20 protein-coding genes are annotated in these 17,502 nt (G+C 61.1%); 11 read left to right on the top strand and 9 right to left on the bottom strand.

Annotated features, from left to right (window positions below; genetic code table 11):
• The coding region (locus OSH12_RS25860; protein WP_266346525.1) for an autotransporter family protein at positions 1–1,520 on the top strand (1,520 nt) is incomplete at its 5' end.
• A gap of 393 nt (positions 1,521–1,913) precedes the next feature.
• Here OSH12_RS25860 and OSH12_RS25855 read toward each other — a convergent pair.
• The 7 genes from OSH12_RS25855 to OSH12_RS25825 all read right to left on the bottom strand — a co-directional run bounded on the left by OSH12_RS25855 (position 1,914) and on the right by OSH12_RS25825 (position 8,635).
• Positions 1,914–2,597: a thiolase family protein gene (locus OSH12_RS25855; protein WP_266346528.1), complete on the bottom strand. Its 684-nt coding sequence runs from the start codon at positions 2,595–2,597 to the stop codon at positions 1,914–1,916.
• 314 nt (positions 2,598–2,911) lie between these two features.
• Positions 2,912–3,892 (bottom strand): aldo/keto reductase, encoded by a 981-nt coding sequence (locus OSH12_RS25850; protein ID WP_266346524.1) that lies wholly within the window; start codon positions 3,890–3,892, stop codon positions 2,912–2,914.
• A 55-nt stretch (positions 3,893–3,947) separates the two neighbouring features.
• Positions 3,948–4,754, bottom strand: a complete 807-nt coding sequence (locus OSH12_RS25845) for an oxidoreductase (protein WP_266346527.1) — start codon at positions 4,752–4,754, stop codon at positions 3,948–3,950.
• A 52-nt stretch (positions 4,755–4,806) separates the two neighbouring features.
• Complete coding sequence (locus OSH12_RS25840) at positions 4,807–5,658, bottom strand: alpha/beta fold hydrolase (RefSeq protein WP_380225528.1); 852 nt, start codon at positions 5,656–5,658, stop codon at positions 4,807–4,809.
• 29 nt (positions 5,659–5,687) lie between these two features.
• Positions 5,688–6,689, bottom strand: coding sequence for an NADP-dependent oxidoreductase (locus OSH12_RS25835; protein WP_266346522.1), 1,002 nt, complete (start codon positions 6,687–6,689; stop codon positions 5,688–5,690).
• Between the two features lie 24 nt (positions 6,690–6,713).
• Positions 6,714–7,802, bottom strand: coding sequence for an alkene reductase (locus OSH12_RS25830; protein WP_266346521.1), 1,089 nt, complete (start codon positions 7,800–7,802; stop codon positions 6,714–6,716).
• A 44-nt stretch (positions 7,803–7,846) separates the two neighbouring features.
• Complete coding sequence (locus tag OSH12_RS25825; protein WP_266346520.1) at positions 7,847–8,635, bottom strand: SDR family NAD(P)-dependent oxidoreductase; 789 nt, start codon at positions 8,633–8,635, stop codon at positions 7,847–7,849.
• A gap of 111 nt (positions 8,636–8,746) precedes the next feature.
• On the opposite strand from OSH12_RS25825, the gene OSH12_RS25820 reads away from it, so the two are divergent.
• Complete coding sequence (locus OSH12_RS25820; protein WP_266346519.1) at positions 8,747–9,331, top strand: TetR/AcrR family transcriptional regulator; 585 nt, start codon at positions 8,747–8,749, stop codon at positions 9,329–9,331.
• A gap of 102 nt (positions 9,332–9,433) precedes the next feature.
• Here the strand turns inward: OSH12_RS25820 and OSH12_RS25815 are convergent, their stop codons facing one another.
• Positions 9,434–10,396, bottom strand: coding sequence for an alpha/beta fold hydrolase (locus OSH12_RS25815; protein WP_266346518.1), 963 nt, complete (start codon positions 10,394–10,396; stop codon positions 9,434–9,436).
• Positions 10,397–10,482: 86 nt separating this feature from the next.
• On the opposite strand from OSH12_RS25815, the gene OSH12_RS25810 reads away from it, so the two are divergent.
• Positions 10,483–11,109 carry a TetR/AcrR family transcriptional regulator C-terminal domain-containing protein gene (locus OSH12_RS25810; protein WP_266346517.1) on the top strand — a complete coding sequence of 209 codons (627 nt, stop codon included), beginning with the start codon at positions 10,483–10,485 and terminating at the stop codon, positions 11,107–11,109.
• Positions 11,106–11,255, top strand: coding sequence for a hypothetical protein (locus OSH12_RS25805; RefSeq protein WP_266346516.1), 150 nt, complete (start codon positions 11,106–11,108; stop codon positions 11,253–11,255). The genes OSH12_RS25810 and OSH12_RS25805 overlap by 4 nt, the downstream gene beginning before the upstream one ends.
• A gap of 36 nt (positions 11,256–11,291) precedes the next feature.
• Here the strand turns inward: OSH12_RS25805 and OSH12_RS25800 are convergent, their stop codons facing one another.
• Positions 11,292–12,692, bottom strand: coding sequence for a short-chain fatty acid transporter (locus tag OSH12_RS25800; protein ID WP_266346515.1), 1,401 nt, complete (start codon positions 12,690–12,692; stop codon positions 11,292–11,294).
• Between the two features lie 120 nt (positions 12,693–12,812).
• Here OSH12_RS25800 and OSH12_RS25795 point away from each other — a divergent pair, with 120 nt between their 5' ends.
• From OSH12_RS25795 to OSH12_RS25770, 7 genes are all read left to right on the top strand, one after another.
• Complete coding sequence (locus OSH12_RS25795; protein WP_266346514.1) at positions 12,813–13,523, top strand: GntR family transcriptional regulator; 711 nt, start codon at positions 12,813–12,815, stop codon at positions 13,521–13,523.
• Between the two features lie 240 nt (positions 13,524–13,763).
• Complete coding sequence (locus tag OSH12_RS25790) at positions 13,764–13,982, top strand: rubredoxin (protein ID WP_266346513.1); 219 nt, start codon at positions 13,764–13,766, stop codon at positions 13,980–13,982.
• A gap of 26 nt (positions 13,983–14,008) precedes the next feature.
• A complete protein-coding gene (locus OSH12_RS25785) occupies positions 14,009–14,809 on the top strand; it encodes a pirin family protein (protein WP_266346512.1) in 801 nt (266 codons plus the stop codon).
• Between the two features lie 161 nt (positions 14,810–14,970).
• Entirely contained in the window at positions 14,971–15,537 is a 567-nt protein-coding gene (locus OSH12_RS25780) for a tautomerase family protein (RefSeq protein ID WP_266346511.1), read from the top strand.
• Between the two features lie 196 nt (positions 15,538–15,733).
• The gene (locus OSH12_RS26315; protein ID WP_380225523.1) at positions 15,734–16,084 is read left to right on the top strand and encodes a hypothetical protein; all 351 of its coding nucleotides are present in this window, start codon (positions 15,734–15,736) and stop codon (positions 16,082–16,084) included.
• 38 nt (positions 16,085–16,122) lie between these two features.
• Positions 16,123–16,632, top strand: a complete 510-nt coding sequence (locus OSH12_RS25775) for a hypothetical protein (protein ID WP_266346510.1) — start codon at positions 16,123–16,125, stop codon at positions 16,630–16,632.
• A 288-nt stretch (positions 16,633–16,920) separates the two neighbouring features.
• Positions 16,921–17,403, top strand: coding sequence for a cupin domain-containing protein (locus OSH12_RS25770; protein ID WP_323180742.1), 483 nt, complete (start codon positions 16,921–16,923; stop codon positions 17,401–17,403).
• Positions 17,404–17,502 lie beyond the last annotated feature (99 nt).

Raw genomic sequence — 17,502 nt, 5'->3', positions numbered from 1 at the left:
AGGTGATTGGCGCAATAACCCGCTCCAGCGATGCCGTCATCGATCTTGAGCTCCGGAACGGGAGCAACTGGGTGCTTCCCGCCGCCGGAGTGGCGGTGAACTCGCAGGTCGATCAGCTGGTAAACAGCAACAGCACAATCGCGTTCGCGCAGCCGGTTGGCTCGTCGCCGGTCTTTCAGAGTCTCACCGTTGGAAACTATCGAGGCGTCAACGGTACGCTCGTCATGAACGCTGCCTTCGTCGGCGCAGGTGCAGGCGACCGGCTCATCATCGACGGCGGAACGGCCACGGGTCAGACCGGCATCATCGTGCAAGCCCTTGGCAATGTGGCGCCGACTTCGGGCGATGGCATCGGCCTGATCCATGCCATCCATGGCGGCCAGACCGATCCCGGCGCCTTCGCGTTGGGTCGTCGCGTTGCTGGCGGCGCCTATGAGTATGGTCTCTATCGCGGCGGCACGTCGGGGGCCGACGACTGGTTTCTGCGATCGACGCAGGCGGGCGGCACCGGACCCGATGCATTGCCCAACTTGCGGTCGGAAGTCGCCGTCGACACCGCACTCCCCGCCATCGCTTCGCAGTACGGCATGGCGATCCTCGGCACCCATGCCGAACGCGCGGCCGCACGAGCCACCCAGCCTGGCGGGCACGCAAGTGCCGCCTGGGCTCGCCTGTTCGGCGAGACGGGCAGCCAAGGCTCCAGCGGAGGCAATGCGGCGACCCAGCTGAACCGCTTCCTGAGCAACGGCCCGAGTTACGATATCGACCTTGCCGGCTTTCAGGCAGGCTACGATCTTCTGATCTCCAACCCTGGCGAAGCGGAGCAGAACGCCATCGGCTTCTATGTCGGCAGTGGTCAGGCGCGCGGCAATGTCGATGCGGTCTATGGCGGCCCGGCTGGCAACGTGTCGATGGACGCCTACTCCCTCGGCGCTTATTGGACGCATTCGCAGGCGAGCGGCCTCTACATCGATACGGTGCTTCAGGGCACCTTCTTCACGGAAGCAAGCGCGAGTTCGGTTCTTGGTGAGGAGCTGAAGTCGGACGGTTTCGGCGTGAACGCTTCGCTGGAGGCGGGCTACCGGTTCGACCTTGGCGGCGGCTGGGCGATCGAGCCGCAGGCCCAGCTTGTTTATCAGCGTCTGTCCTTCGAGGATGGCGCTGACAGTTTTGGCTCGATCCACTACGACGCGGCCAACGATGTCCTCGGTGGAATCGGCGCGCGTGTCAGCCGTGCGTGGCTGCTGGAGAGCGGCGCCAAGCTGACCGGCTCCGCGCGGGCCAGCCTATGGAACGCCTTCGGAGATGGCACGGAGATCGCATTCGCCGACCTGTCCGGCGCCAACACGGCGTCCTTCTATTCAGGTCTGGGCGGCACGTCGGTCCAGCTCAACCTCGACGCCTCTATGGCGATTTCCGACGCCGTCAGCCTGTTCGTATCCGGTGACTATGATGTGCGGGTGGATGGCGAGCAGGGACATGCTGTCGGAGGACGCATCGGCTTCAACGTGAGCTGGTAAGAGGCATCAAGGCGACTAGCTTCAGCGGCCAGCGGAGCCGGTCACGTCAGCCGCCTGGCGATAGACCACGTTCCTGCGTAAGACGCTCCTGCAAGCGGACCCACAAAGTTTCGTTCTGGGTCCAAGCTGTGTAAAACGCGGTGGCTCGGCTAGACCCCTGAAGGACGTCGGGAGGTGACGATGGGCTGCTTTCTCATGTTTTCACGCGTCCGCGGTAAGGCCGGAAGGCATCGGCCTTACCGCGGTTCCACCAAGAGATGAAGCCGCCTTGGATCTGACCGCTGGGGCCTGGGATCGCTCGATGGCATCCTGGCATCCGCACCGAAATACCGCACTCGGCTCTCGTCCGCGAAGTTGTTCCTCGATTTCGTATCCAAGCGCCGCCGGGCTGAGTCACTGCGCGGCCCCTTCTCGTGCGTCTATCTTCTCTGGGGCATCCTCCGGCGTGCCGATTGCGGAATGGGTGGCGGCGAGGTTCGGCAAGCACCGCATATCGTGCTGCGCCATGCTGCTCGCCCGCGCTTTCTCACAGCATCCGTACGCCAATAATGGCAAGAGCGGTGAACTGCCATGAGTGGGATCGCGCGGTGAGGGCCGCATCGATCGTCGGCATTGGGGCCGTAAGCGGCCAGACCGCTTTTGAAGAGCAAGGGCAAAAACCGGACCCGCGTATGATTTGGTCGAACTGCTCTGTGAACAGCCAGAACGGGACCAAGGCTGAAGAAGCCTGGCGCGACCGCAGCAACACCATAGCCGACAAGACGGGCCATGGGCTCCACGGCTTTTCGCATCGGAGAAACCGCGCGTCGCGACGATCAATGCGGCGGCCGCGCTGTTCAGTCCCGGCGCGTTGCCGGCGGTGATGGTGCCGTCCGGGCGGAAGGCCGACTTCAGCCTTGCAAGAGCCTCGATGGTGGTGTCCGGCCGCGGCGCTTCATCGATCGCAAAACTTTCCGTTCCCTTGCGACCCTTCACCGCGACAGCAACGATCTCGTCGGTGAACCAGCCCGCGTCGCTGGCGGCGGCAAAGTGTTGCTGCGACTGCGCGGCGAAGGCATCCTGCGCCTCGCGGCTAATCTCGAGCCTGGCGACGAGGTACTCCAGGTGTCAATCGGAAGGCTCACCCGAGAGGGCATCCTTCAGACCGTCAGTTAGCATGCTGTCCGAGATCTAGCCGGCCCCAAACTATAGTCCCCCCTCAGATAAAGCGCGCGATCCATATTCTGCATGCCGCCCGCGGTCGCGGCATTGCTGTCGCCCACGGCAATTTCGAGCGCCACGGAGAGGATTGCCTGGGCGCCCCTTTGCGGCGGTCGACCGATTGGTCCAGATGCCGAGCGCCTCCTTCATCGCCGCCTTGGCGAGGGGGGCAACACGCTCCCCTCGCTCTGTCAGGCAACGGCGCGCATCGTCGCGCGAGGCGGCGCGCCCGCCGGCGCGCTGGCCGCATCGAGGCGGGCGATCTGCCCTGCCGAAAGGGTCAACGCCGCCGCACCCAAATTACTCTCCAGCTGGGCAAGCGATCGTGGCCCGATGATCGGCGCCGCGCCGTGTGTCATGGCCCAGGCAATCGCGACTCGATCGGCACTGGAGCCGGTCTCTTCGGCTACCTGCAGCACGGCGTCGATGGTAGCCGTGCGTTGCGCGCTGTTCTCCGCCTGGAAGACGCGGCCACCCAATCCTTCGGCGCGCCCAGTCTCGCCCTTGCGATATTTGCCGGTCAACACGCCGCCGCCAAGTGGCGACCAAGTCACGACGCCGATCCCCAGCGCTTCGCAGGCGGGGAACAGGCTGGCTTCGGGCTCGCGGTGGACGAGGCTGTGTTCGAACTGCGCGGCGGCAATCGGCACTGCGCGCGTCAGTTCGGCCAGTGTTGCCCCATGCGCTAGCCGCCAGGCCGGGAAGTTGGAGAGGCCGGCATAGAGGATCTTGCCGGCGCGGGCGAGATCGTCGAGGCCGCGCACGATCTCTTCCATCGGCGTCAGGCCGTCTGGATGATGCACCCAGTAGAGGTCGATCCGATCGGTCTTGAGCCGCCGCATGCTCGCCTCGACCGAGGCGAGCATGGCCTTACGGCTGTTGCCCGTCACCAGCCGGTTGGCATCCGGCGAGGCGCCGTTGGTGAACTTGGTCGCGAGCACGAAATCCTCACGCCGCCCTTCCAACGCCTTGCCCAATATTTCTTCAGACTGGCCGAACTGATAGACGTCGGCTGAGTCGATGAAATTGCCGCCTGCAGCGGCGTAGACGTCTAGAATGGCTATGGCGCTCTCGGGATCGGCGCCATAGCCCCAGCCGGTGCCGAAATTGCCGGTGCCGAGCGCCAGTGTGGAGAGTTGAAGGCCAGTACGACCGAACGTCTTATAGTCCATCGAAGATATCCTTGTCAGGCGGTCAGGAAAAGTCAGGCGGCAGGGTCGAGATAGATCAGACGGGTATTTGGAACTGCTGGCGCAAGACCTTGTCGAACAGGCTGGCAGGCATGATACGTCGCAGCAGGCTGACCTGCCCCGCGACCTTGCCGACGGTGTATCGTTGGCGATGTTGCCTGCCCGTAGCCGCCCGCAGCACGGCGGCCGCCACATCCTCGGGCGTATCAGCCGTCAACTTTGCTTTCTCGTAAAAGGCATGCACCCAAGCGCGTCCTGCGTCGTATTCCGGCATCGTGGAATCTGGTGTCAGCGAGCTGTGGTCGAAACTGCCTTTGACTGTGCCCGGCTCAATCAGCGAGACGCGGACGTTGAAAGTGCGAATCTCGTGGTCGAGCGACTCGGAATAGCCTTCAAGCGCATATTTGCTTGCTGCGTAGTGCGCCGAGTAGGGCGCCGGCACGAAGCCTAGTGCTGAACTGATGTTAACAATGCGCCCTTCGCCCTGACGCCGCATCGAAGGCAGCACGGCATTGATCATCCGCAGGACACCGAACAAGTTGACATCGAACAGGCTCTGAACTTGAGCGACCGAGGATTCTTCGGCTCCCCCAAACATGCCCAGGCCGGCATTGTTGACGAGAACGTCTATACGCCCGGTGGTTTTGAGTACCGTCGAAACCAGCGAAGCCACGGAGGCTTCATCCGTCACGTCACAAGCCAGCATCGAGATATGGCTCTGGGTGTTGCAACTCGGCTTGCGGCTCGTGCCGAAGACCGTGAATCCGGCTTTTGCCAAGGCTTCGGCACTCGCTTGGCCGATGCCTGACGAGGCTCCCGTTACGATCGGTTTTTCTTGAAACAGGGTTCATCGTCGTCTCCAAGAATGGTTGAGCTTTCCCGGCGACCTGCGCCGATCAGGCGGCCAGGAATGCTTTGGCCTTCTTCAAGAAGGCTTCGTGATACTGGAAAATGCCGCCATGCCCGGCGTCGGGGTAAAGGACGAGTTCGGCGCCAGGGATACGTCGCGCCAGGTCGGCCGAGTTCTCGCTCGGCACCATGATGTCATGATCGCCGCCCGCCACGAGCACAGGCTTGCGGATGGTGTCCAGCGGCTGCGGCGCTTGGCGGCCCCAGGCCTTGATGGCTTTCAATTGGCGCAGCAAAGCGCTTAGCGATACCGCCCTGTCACGGTCCATCGTCCGTCCCTTCAACCGGGCCAGGAATTCGGTGGCCGCATATCTGCCTGCCGCGCTCGATGTGAAGAAGAGATAGAATTTGGGATCACGGAAAGTGATCAGGCCTTTGACGATGAGCGGCCATGACACAGGGCCGACGCGCTCGATCCCCATTCCACCCGCAGGACCGGTGCCGGCAAGGATGGCACGGCGGACGAGATCGGGCGCTTCGAGGAGGATCTGTTGCGCGACGAAGCCGCCGAAGGAGAAACCAATCAGGTCGACGGACGCCAGTCCCAGCGCGCGGATGGTAGCGATCGTGTCGACTGCCACTTCGGCGATGCTGAGCGGCACGACGCCACTCGACGTGCCAATATCACGAAAATCGAGCGCGTAAACCGGTCGGTCGACCGCCAATCCCTCGACGATGCGGGGATCGAAGTTGTCGAGGTTCGCACCCCAATGGTTGAGCAGCACCATCGGCACGCCGGTATCAGGCCCGAGGCGGCGATAGGCAAAGCGTATGCCGGCAGCCTCGATGTATTGGGTGGGTGCCGTCTTCCAGTTGGCGTTATTGGCGTACGTGGCCATGAGTTGAGTCCTTGGTTCGGGATTTCGCATCACTTCAGCGTGACGACGACCTTCCCCTTGGCGCGACCGGTGTCGATGTAGGCGAGCGCGTCGTTCAGCTTCTCGAACGGGAATGTGCGATCCACAACCGGGCGGATCGTGCCGTCTTCGATCAACGTCGTGATCTGGCCGAGTTGCTCGCCGTCGGCGCGCATGAAGAGGAAGGAATAGTCGACACCTGCGCGCTTCGCCTTGCGCCGGATACCGGCGCTCATGAGGCGCAGCACGAGCCGAAGCACCGCATTCAAACCCTGCGCGCGCGCGAAGGTGGGATCAGGCGGGCCGGAGATGGAGATCAGCTTGCCGCCGGGCTTGAGGACCTTCAACGATTTTTCCAGCGTGCTGGCGTCGAGACTATTGAGGACGACGTCGTAACCCGACAGCTCTTTCTCGAACCTGTGGCTGCGATAGTCGATGACGATATCCGCCCCCAGTTTTTTCACGAGGGCGGCGTTGGCGGCGCTGGCCGTCGTCGCGACGGTCGCGCCAAGATGCTTGGCGAGTTGGATGGCGATAGTACCGACACCGCCCGATCCGGCATGGACTAGCACCTTTTGCCCCGGCTTGATTTGGGCACGCTCGACCAGCACTTGCCAGGCGGTTAGCCCGACCAGCGGGATCGACGCGGCTTGCGCCATCGACAGATTGGCAGGCTTGAGCGCCAGGTCGTCTTCTTTGACGGCGATGCGCTCGGCGAAAGTGCCGATCTGGCCGTCACGGGGGCGGGCATAGACGGCGTCGCCCAACTTGAAGCGTCTCACCTTTGCACCGACCTTGACGACGTTGCCGGCCAGATCATGCCCGAGCACGAGCGGTGCCTTGTAGGGCAAGATCGGCTTGAACGCGCCGTCCCGGATCTTGGAGTCGAGGAGGTTGAGGCCAGAGGCCTCCACCTCGACCAGCACGTCGTCGGGGCCGAGCGCGGGTTCCGGCATGTCGCCGAGACGCAGCGCCTGTTTCTTGCCGTAGCGGTCGAGGATGAAGGCCTTCATGGCACTGGTGCTCCCAGATCAGGCTTAAGCTGCTTCAGTGGCGGCTGGATAATCAGTGTAGCCCTCGGCGCCGCCGCCATAGATCGTCGCCGGATTCATCTGGGCGAGCGGCGAACTACTTTTCAGCCTTTCGACCAGGTCGGGATTGGCGATGAAGTGGTGGCCGAAGGCGAACAGGTCGGCCTTCCCCTCGCCAAGACGAGATTTGGCTAGTTCCAGATCGTAACCGTTGTTGGCGATGTAGGTATTGCGGAAACGCTGCCGCAGCGCATCGAAATCGAAAGGCGTCGCATCGCGCGGCCCGCCGGTTGCGCCCTCGACGACATGAATATAGGCGATGCCGAGCCCATCGAGCGCGTCCACCACATGGTTGAACTGCGATTGCTCGTCAGTTGACTGGACGATGCCGTTGGCCGGCGACGCCGGCGAGAGACGGACGCCCGTGCGCTGCGCGCCGATCTCTCTCGCCACTGCGGCTGTCACTTCGATCAAAAGTCGGGCGCGGTTCTCGATCGAACCGCCATAGGCATCGGTGCGGACGTTGGCGGTTTCCCTCAGAAACTGGTCGAGCAAATAGCCATTCGCGCCATGCACCTCGACCCCGTCAAATCCGGCCTCGATCGCATTGGCGGCGGCCTTGCGGAAATCCTCGACGATACCCGGTATCTCGTCTAGTTCGAGTGCACGCGGCTCCGACACATCGGCAAAGCCATTGTTCACAAATGTCTTGGTTGCGGCGCGGATCGCCGATGGCGCGACCGGCGCTTCCCCACCATGAAGATCAACGTGGCTGACCCGGCCGACATGCCAGAGTTGGACGAAGATGCGACCGCCCTTGGCATGAACCGCGTCGGTCACCTTGCGCCAGCCCGCTACCTGTTCGGCTGTGTAGACGCCAGGCGTATTCTGATAGCCTTGGGCCTGCTGCGAGACCTGAGTGGCCTCGGTAATGATGAGTCCGGCGCTCGCGCGTTGGGCATAATAATCCGCCGCAAACTGGCTGGGCACGAGGCCCGCGCCGGCGCGGTTGCGCGTCAGCGGCGCCATGACGATGCGGTTCGCTAGCGTGAGGCCACCGAGGTCGTAGGGGCTGAACATGTCTGTATTGGTCATTCTATTGGTCTTCCGTAGTGAGGGCTGGATGCTTTGACTGTGCCTCAGGCGTCCGTGCGATAGCGCTCGGCCGGCTGGGACTGAGCGAAGCCGGAGAGCATTGCTTGCCGTGCGGCCTCGAAAGCTTCCCATTGTCCCACATCGTGCAGCGGCGGGATGGTGACGGACTCGCGCTGGTCGAAGCCGGAGAGTGCGGCGTCCACCAAGTCGTCCACTTCCATCACAGCTCGCAGAGTGTCGACATCGACGCCGGCATGGTCCCAGATTTCGGTGCGGGTCGTGGCGGGTAGCACCGCCTGCACATAAACGCCCTGAGGTCCGAGCTGCAGGTTGAGGGCCTGGGACAGGTGCAGGACGAAGGCCTTGGTTGCGCCATAGACCGGCATGCCAAATTCCGGCGCGAGACCGACTACCGAGCCAATATTGACGATAGCCCCTTCTCCCTGTCGTGCCAGGCGAGGGGCAACGGCATGAGCGAGCCGCACCAACGCCGTCGTGTTGAGCGTTACGAGCCGCTCGATATCGTCCGTCTCCTGGTCAAGAAAAGTCGCTGCCAAGGTCGTCCCTGCATTGTTAATCAGGATGCCGATCCCTGCATCGTCTCGCAGCCGCGCCTCAACCGTAGCGCGCCCGCCGGGGTCGGAAAGGTCCGCCGGAACGATGTCGATCGCGACGCCGGTCTCACTCCGCAGGCGATCCGCTAGGACTCCCATGCGCGCTTCGTTACGGGCGACGAGGACCAGATTGTGACCGCGCTTTGCGAAACGTTCGGCGTAGCCCGCGCCGATGCCGGTCGAGGCTCCGGTAACGAGGACGGACGGCTTGTTTGTCATGGCATTGCCCTTTCGCGGTGCAATATTTATATTCATGATGGTCGTCATCAATGATCTTAAATATGATGGCCGTCATGATAATGTCAACGGTACGCAGGGAGGCAAACGGAAATGAAAGTGAGCCGGGAGCAGATGGTGCAGAACCGCACCCGCATTCTGACGGAGGCGGGACGCCTGTTCCGCGAAAAAGGCTTCGATGCCGTGAGTGTCGCGGAAGTGATGAAGGCGGCGGGCATGACCCATGGCGGCTTCTACGGGCATTTTCGATCGAAGGACGATCTGATCGCGCAGGCGATCGGTAGCGCCGTTGGCAGTCAGTCAGCGACCGACGATATCAGCGCCTGGATCGACACTTATCTTTCGAAGCTCCATCGCGACCATCCGGATCAAGGCTGCCCGATGGCTGCCTTGGCCGGCTTTATGCGGCAACAGGCCCCGGAGGTACGCGCATCAATGGCGCAAATTCTCGCTGTGCAGATCGGGACTCTCTCCGACATCGTGCCCGGTGCTGATTCTGCCGAGCGTCGTCGGGCGGCCATCGGCAGCTGGTCGGCGATGGTCGGCGCGCTCATCCTCGCCCGGTCCATTGATGATCCCGCGCTGTCGGACGAACTCCTGTCCGAGACACGGGCGTGGATCGACGAAAAACAGTACTCCCGGCCAGCCAGTCCGGCGCAGAGAAGCCCAGCGGCATGATCATCCAAATCGAAGATGCGGGCCTCGACGGCCACGACCAACTTGCTGCACTCAGGAAGGCCAGTATTCATCCGCCAATCGGCGAAACGCTTGAATTCGCTCTCATCGAGCTGGAGCGCCGACGCGCCGTGTTCGAAGCCAGAATTCGGACATGGATTGAAGGATGGACTCGAAGAATGCCGCGTCGAGCGCATGCCCCATTCCTTCGATAATCACGAGTTCGGCACCGGCTATGAGACCCGCCGCCCATTGGGCGTGCTGCATCGGGAAGATCGGATCATGGCTGCCATGGATCAGTTGGACGGGCAGCCGCAGGCTCGAAAGGTCTGCGGCCGACAACGGCGCCGTGGCCATCTGCGCCAAACTGTGGTTGCTGTTATTGGCCATTCGGGCCGAAAGGCCATCGCTGCGCCGCCTCGGCAAACCGGCGACGGCTCTTCCCATCGCAAGCCAGTCGGCCTCGTCAAAAGGAGCGAGCGGCCCGCTCGCCAGGCGAAAGTTTTCGACGAACCGTCGCGCCGTATCCTCTTCAGTGGCCGCGACACCTGAATTGAGAGCGATTACCTTCTCCACGTAAGATGCATCTGGCCTTGGGAGTTCTCCATCTCGCGGCGGAGCGCCGGTGAAGGCATCGTTCTTCGGCCGCAAATCCGCCGACGACATCATGATCGTTACGGCCGATAGCCGCTTGGGATCTCGCAGGGCCATCTGATAGGCCAAAACACCGCCCTGAGAAAGACCGACGATCGCGGCGCTTCGAACGCCGAGGCCATCGAGCAGCGCGAATGCATCATCCACGAGGTCATCCAGCGTATAGGGCGACGTGCGGTAGTCCAGATAGGTCGAGAGGCCAGTATCGCGCTGGTCAAAGCGTATGACGAAGAAGCCGCGCTCTGACAACTGACGACAAAAGGCGTTTGGCCAGACCAGGCCCGGCGCGCTGTTGCCCATGATCAGGAGTACCGCCGCATCGCCGGAATTGCCGAATGTCTCGGCAAAAAGCTGCTGACCGTTCGCTTGAATGAACCCTTCGGCCCGCCTTGGATGATGTTCGACCCCGTGCATCGCAGACTCCTGTTTTCTATCATCGATAGAATCGTCTATCAGTGATAGAATGAATTGGGAAGACCGAACGCGCGAAGAGGGCACGAATGAAAATCGAACGGGAACAGATCGTCGATGAAGCACTAAGGCTGCTGGACGATGGGGGCCTGGACCAACTGACGACCCGGCGGCTCGCGGAGCGCCTGGGCGTGCAGCAGCCGTCGCTCTATTACCACTTCAGGAACAAGCAGGCGTTGGTGGATGCCTTAAACGCGAGGCTATTGGCAACAGAACATACCTACCGGCTGCCGGCCCAGGATGATGATTGGGCAAGCTATCTGTTCGCGAACGCAAAGAGCTTCAGACGCGCCCTGCTTTCTCATCGTGACGGTGCTAGGGTCCACGCGGGATCTCATGCGGCCGCGCCGGACCTGCCGATGGCCGAGGCGCAATTGAAGTCTCTCAACGATGCCGGATTTCCAGCCGACGCGGCACTTCAGCTTCTTGTCACCCTGTCGCGATTCACGGTTGGCTCCGTGCTGGAGGAACAGGCGGAACTTGCAAATCCACCTGCCGACCCAGCGGCAACGAATGCGTTTCCGGAATATCCGTATCTCAGTGCTGCGCACGCGCAATATTGGTCCGGGAGCTACGAGGCGAATTTCGAGGCGGGTTTACGCCTGATCCTCGACGGCGCTCGCGCGATCCGCATAGGCCGAAAGCTGGCTGGATGAGACGCGCCGCCGCTCAGGTCGATACGGCCAATGCGGGTATCGCCATTCAGGATCGAGACGTGCTTCGTCTGGAGACCGACCTCAACGAAGGGGGCGGTGCCAAAGCCGCGGTCGAGCAGCTAAAGCATCCTGCTTCAGAGGACTAACGGCCGCGACGTCTCGGCCCGGTGGGTGGCCTCGTGCTAACGAAACTGTGGTGGGCGATATTCGAACGTTCTCATCAGAAGCGCGCCGAGGGCGATCGCGACAGGGAAATGGACTATGAACTGGATGACAGTAAAGCCTACGAGATCCTTGGCTTTTAGCCCGAGGATACCGAGGAGTGGGAGCATCCAGAACGGATTGATGAAATTCGGCAGTGTTTCGGCGATGTTGTAGACCATCACTGTCCAGCCAAGATGCGCACCGATCTCGTTCGCCGCCGCAGCGATGTATGGAGCTTCGATGATCCATTTTGCGCCGGCAGACGGAATGAAGAACCCGAGCGCCGCGGAGTAAAGGCCTACCACGGCGGCGAAGGACGTCGTCCCGGCCGACGCACTTATGAAAAATTGCGCAATAGTGTGACTGAGCGTGTCGCCGGTGGGACCATGCGGCACGGTCAAGATCTGGGCTATTCCGGCATAGAATGGAAATTGCAGCAGCACGCCGCCAATGCTCGGCACAGCGCGCGAGAACGCCTGAAGCAGGCTATCCGGCCGCCAGTGCAACAAGATACCAAGCAGCAGAAACACGAAGTTGTAGGTGTTGAGGCCCGAGATCGCGGCGATCGGATCGTTGCTGAGAAAATTATGGATGACCCAGCCGAGGCCGAGGGCAACGATGACAATTGTTAGAATTGGGCTCTTCGCCAGATAGTCGCCAGGTCGCGCTGGGCGCGGTGGAGCCAGCGGTGCTGCCGGCGGGTTTTCGATGCCAAGGTCCTCCGCCGTGCGGATGCCCGTTCCGATTGGCGCGCTCCAATAGCAAACTGCAAGCGATAGAGATGTGAGCACGCCGATCGTCAGTCCGTTCTGCCACGTGAAGATTGTATCGGCGAAACCAATAACGCCTGTCACGGGTAATAGGCTGGCAGGGATGCTCGACGGATTGGCTTGAATCTGGGCGGCGGACGAACTGAGTCCGAGTGTGAAGCCGCAGCCTAAGCCAAGATAGGCCGCTGCGCCCGCCGCCCGGTAGTCCAGCGTCAGATCGGTTCTGCGGGCCAACTCGCGGACAAGCAATCCGGAAAAAATCAGGCTTAGGCCCCAGTTGAGCAGGGATAAGGCGATGCTAAAACCGGCAACGTAGATTACGGCCGCTCGTCCGCTCCGAGGCCGGCTCGCAAGATATTTCAGAAGACGCGTCGCTACCGGCGATGTCGCGACAACGAAACCGCCGATGGCGACATAAGCCATCTGGAGGGTGAAGGGGGCCAAGGACCAAAAGCCGTCGCCGAATGCGATACTCACAGCCATCAGCGAAGCACCGTTCAAAACGGCAGCGATCGACACAGCGACGACACCACACAGCGCGATGATGTAGGCGTCTGGAAACCAACGATCTGCAAGGTCGACAGCACGACTGGAAATCGCAGTCAGCAAGCTGCCGCGCCGACTTTTGCGTCTACCCATCTTGCCCCCTGCAACAGAGTCATTCTGTACGACAGAGCTCGGATCGCAAAGAGCGTTTGCAATCGATCGGTAACGCGCTACATAGGGAGAATGACGACAATCGAACGACCCCTCGATGGAAATCTCCGCGAGCAAGTGCTGCAGCAAGTCCGAGCCGAGATTATCTCAGGGCAGAGTGCCCCTGGCGCGATGTACTCCGTACCCAGCCTTGCAGCGACGCTTGGTGTGTCAACGACACCGGTCCGCGAAGCCCTGCTCGAACTCGCAAGGAGCGGATTGATCGAACCGCTGCGTAACCGCGGCTTCAAGGTTGTAACCCCGACACTGACACAACTTCGCAATCTTTTTGACATGCGCGAAATGCTTGAGGTCAAGGCTGCCGAGATCGTTGCCTTGAAGCGGAAGAAGGATCTCGATGGTGTGCGGAAAATAGCCGACGAGATCGCCGATGCCGTCGAGGTCGGCACCGTGGCGGGCTATCTCGAGGCAGACCGCCGCTTTCATCAAGCATTTGCTGAGATTACGGACAACGAGTTGTTGGCGGAAACGATCATGGCGTTTCGCGACAAGATGCGGCTTTACGGCATCGGAACCGATCAGGGCATTGAGCGCCAACGCGATTCCGTCAGAGAGCATTACCAAATTCTGGAGCTTGCCGACCTCGGTGACGTCGAGGGACTGGGCGCTCTCATGAGACATCATATCCGTTCCTGGGAACCGATTTTCACCGAAGCACTGCTGGAAGCCGTGCGCAGCCAAGCTAGCGAAGCCGGTGGCAATCTCTCGCTCGGGCCGCGCTAGCGCTTTTCGCTCCCGCGCTGCAAATCTCCTCGATCTAAGTTCGGCGTATTGTGGACGAGCCATGCCCGCGGCACCCACCGTGGTAGGGCCAACGCGCGCCTACCCGTTTCTGCCAATCCCCCTGGCAACTGAAATTTGCTTTCACGCGACGATTCCCTATTGCCGTGGCGTCAATCGGCAGATAGTAGTGCGTCACACATTTTTAGTAGCGCGTTACGCATTACAACGATGGAGGCGACGATGGCTAATGAAACTTTCAAGCGACTGCTCTGTCTCGGTTGCGGCTTTTCCTATGACGAAGCCCTCGGCCTTCCCGAACATGGCCTGGCTCCCGGGACGCGCTGGAAAGACGTTCCAGACGATTGGGTCTGCCCCGACTGCGGCACCCCGAAACACATGTTCGAAATGATCGTGATCGGCTACGCCCCCGGCGGGGCCGATCTTGCAGTCACGGCATGACCGACAAGCGAGAAGGAACCAACCCAATGAGCCAGTTCATCATCCGCAACGAAGAACGCGGTCACGACCTCATCAAGTCCGACGGATCTCGGTCTTCTTATATTGCTGGTCACCCCGACGGCTTCGTCACGCGCGCTTCCAGCTTCGACTTCCACGAATACCAGGCGGGACGTCCAGGGTTCGGTCCCATTCGCGTGTTCGGTGATGAGGTCTTCCATGGGGCTGGCTGCGGCTACAACATGCATCCGCACCATAATTTTGTGATCTGCGCCTTCGTGTTTAGCGGCGAACTCACGCACATAAACACCGCTGGCGGCGGAATGGTGGATCGCCTGTCAGCCGGGGACTACTACGTCTTCTCAGCCGGTTCCGGTGGCAAACATTCCGAGCTAAGCGTCACGCCGGAAGACATGCATGCAATCTATCTCTGGCTCCTGCCCGAGCAGCTCTATCTGCCGCCGAGCTATCACCGCGCCCATTTCGACTTTCGTCGCCGGCGCAACGAAATTGTCCAACTGGTCGGCGACGGCGACAACACTCTGCCGATCCCCCAGGATCTTCGCGTCTCCAGGCTCATTGCGGATAAGGGGCAGAACTTTCCCTACGCACTCCGCACGCTTTCGCACGGCATCTACGTGTTCGTCCGTGAGGGCAGGATCAATTGCAACGGCGTAGAACTCGGCTATCGCGACAGCATGGGCCTGTCCGATCTCGCGACGGTCAGTATCGACATACTTGACGACGACAGTGACGTGCTCCTCGTCGAAACCATTCTGATCGACGAAACGACCATCAAGGTATGGGAGAGTGAGCATGCCGGCGATTAGCTCAGCGGTGCTCGCGGAGTTTGAGATCTCCCTCTCGATCCTCGGCACCGGTAAGGAAGCGCTCTCCCATCCCTGCCCTCATCGCCAGACGTGCAAATCCCCGGTGTGCAGCCGTGCGATTGCCTCGGAGCGTTGCGGCGGTAGCCCGAAGGAAGACTGACATGCCGATCATGGATGTCCGCTACGGTTCTGGCGCACTGGACGAACGCAGCAAGGCAGATCTCGCGAAGCGGCTGACCGACGTTCTGCTACATATGGAAGGCGGAGCCGGAACGCCCGCCGGGCGAGCCTTCGCTTGGGTTCTGCTGACCGAGATACCGGCGGCCGACTGGTGGATTGCCGGCGACACGCAACAGGTCGGCGCCTCTGTACTCGGCCGCTTCCTTGTCCGTGTGACGGTTCCGGAAGGCTACATGAACGTCGAGCATAAGAGCGAGGTACACGCCCTCGTCAATGAAGCGATTATCGCGGCGACCGGCGTCTCCGGACCAGATGCCGGCAAAACGACTCTCGTCATGATCGATGAGGTGCCGGAAGGAAATTGGGGCTGGGACGGCAAAACGATCAGCCTTGAGAACATCGCAGATTCAGTCGGCCTGTCCAAATCGGGGCCACGCTTCAAATGGTCCGAGAAATACTTCGCAGCCAAGGCGCGCGAGCGCGCAGCAGCGGGCTATCCGATTGATACCGCAGGCCTACTGCCGAGCCAGCGCCCTGATGGCGTCTAGTTTCGCGCAAGGGACGTCATTGTCTCCGGACTGAAAACCGGAGATGCCGGACACTTCATGCCCCTTTGTCGAGGAGGCCAGCAACGTGTCCCGAAATGCAAATCAAAGTACGGGTTTGGCAACTCACGGGCGCGGCAGTTGGGCTTGGGCGCCGCTCCCGACTGCTAGCGTTCACTTATGAAAATCCAGGAGGAGAATGAAGTTGATAACGTCACTTTATAGGGGAGCGGCGATCTTAGGGCTGCTCCTTACCGCCAGCGTTCCAGTTTCAGCGCTCCCTCTTCCGCCTGGTCTCGCGCCGAACGTCAGTTCGCGTCTCGCCGACGATATCGTTCCGGTTGCGAACGGATGTGGACCCCAGCGCTATCGTGGCCCGGGTGGCCTTTGCCATCCGTTCGGTTGGCCACCGGGCGGTGATGGCTATCTCGGTCCTTATGGCCGCGGCTTTGGGTGGAACGGCTGCCCTCCCGGTTACTGGCGCGGGCCTTGGGGACATTGCCGCAACACTCCGTATCACGGCCGGCTGCCGGGCGGTGGGTGGAAGTGAAACCAGGCCTCCAAACCAGCATCGCCCGGAGAATTAACATGAAACATGTATCACTTTTCGTCACCGTAGCGTCCGCGTGCCTTCTTCTGATTTCGCCAGGAGCCCATGCCAGCGACTCCCCCGCTCCAGTCGCAACTGAAGCAGCGGACGTCATTGAGGTCTATACGGACGGAGACGCCAGGGCTGTTCTCAATGCTCGGCTCGTGGCGTTGGCGGCAGTGCTTGAACTCTCTCCTGAACAGGAGAAGTTCTGGCCGCCTGTGGAGAATTCAATACGCAAGATCGCTGCACAATCCATTGCACGCGGCAAACAGCGAGCCAACGCGGCGCCACCGGCGGATGTACTCGACGTGCTTGAGCGTGTCAGCGATGCCGAGTTGATGCGAAGCCAGGACCTAACAGGCTTCGTCGCGGCTGCCCGCCCGCTTGCAGCATCCCTCACAGAGCAGCAGAGGAATCGCCTACCCGCCTTCCTCGGCATCGTTTCTAACCCTGAAGGGCCACTCAGCACACATTCGCTCTGGTTATTTGAGGAAGAGGAACGCTGACCGCTTTGAAACATTCGGGATAGCAACCGCCTTTCTTCAAAGGCGTAATTTTATCGCCTCTGCCCTTGGAACAGCAGGCGCGAACATGCGCGCAGGGAAAGGTCGATGATGACAGCAGGGTGAAGTGTGCGCGCGACGACAACAGTTTAGTCTTTTGCGGACGTGAAGCGCTGCCTAGTGGGTATGCCGCTAGGCGACGCTGAAATCAGGGACAAGAACGCTTGTTAGCAGGCGCTTTTCTACGGCATCCGAACCGACAGACATTTCCTTTCCACTTAGGACAATCGAATGAGTGTCGCCTTCCTACATTCCAAGGGTACGGAACCCCCTCTCAAGATCCCTGCGATAGGTCTCGACCTGTTTGTGCGCATGCCTCCAGAAGCTAGCGGGGGCGAATTCTGCCTAATCGAGACAATCAACGCGCCGGGTTTCGGGCCTCCTCGCCACCGCCATCCCGAAGCGGAAATCTTCCGGGTCCTTGAGGGGCGCTATCTTTATGAGGTCGATGGAAATCGCTTCTACGCGGAGTCTGGCGATGTCGTATCCGTTCCCGGTGGTGTCGAACACGGTTTCGTCAACGTGAGCGATACTCCCGCTCGCCAGTATGTCCTCATTACCCCAGCGCTCGATGCAGTTGCTTTCTTCAGCGAGCTTGCGGGCGTAATGCATGACGGCGTCCCGAACCGGGAGGCGCTCAATGCCTTCGGTGTCAAATGGCAGGTCGAGTTCCTTGGGCCACCCCTGGAACTGAAGGACAGGCCGACTGAATGACGCTGCGTTAAGGTGTGTCTCCCCTCCAATAGCTGCTTTAGAGCTGAAGCGACCGAAGGTTAAATGGCCAGTTTGGGGCGCGAAGCCGTCCAGCCGCTT

This window comes from Kaistia terrae (assembly GCF_026344005.1).
Taxonomy (GTDB): domain Bacteria; phylum Pseudomonadota; class Alphaproteobacteria; order Rhizobiales; family Kaistiaceae; genus Kaistia; species Kaistia terrae.
This window is presented reverse-complemented; position numbering and strand designations above follow the sequence as displayed.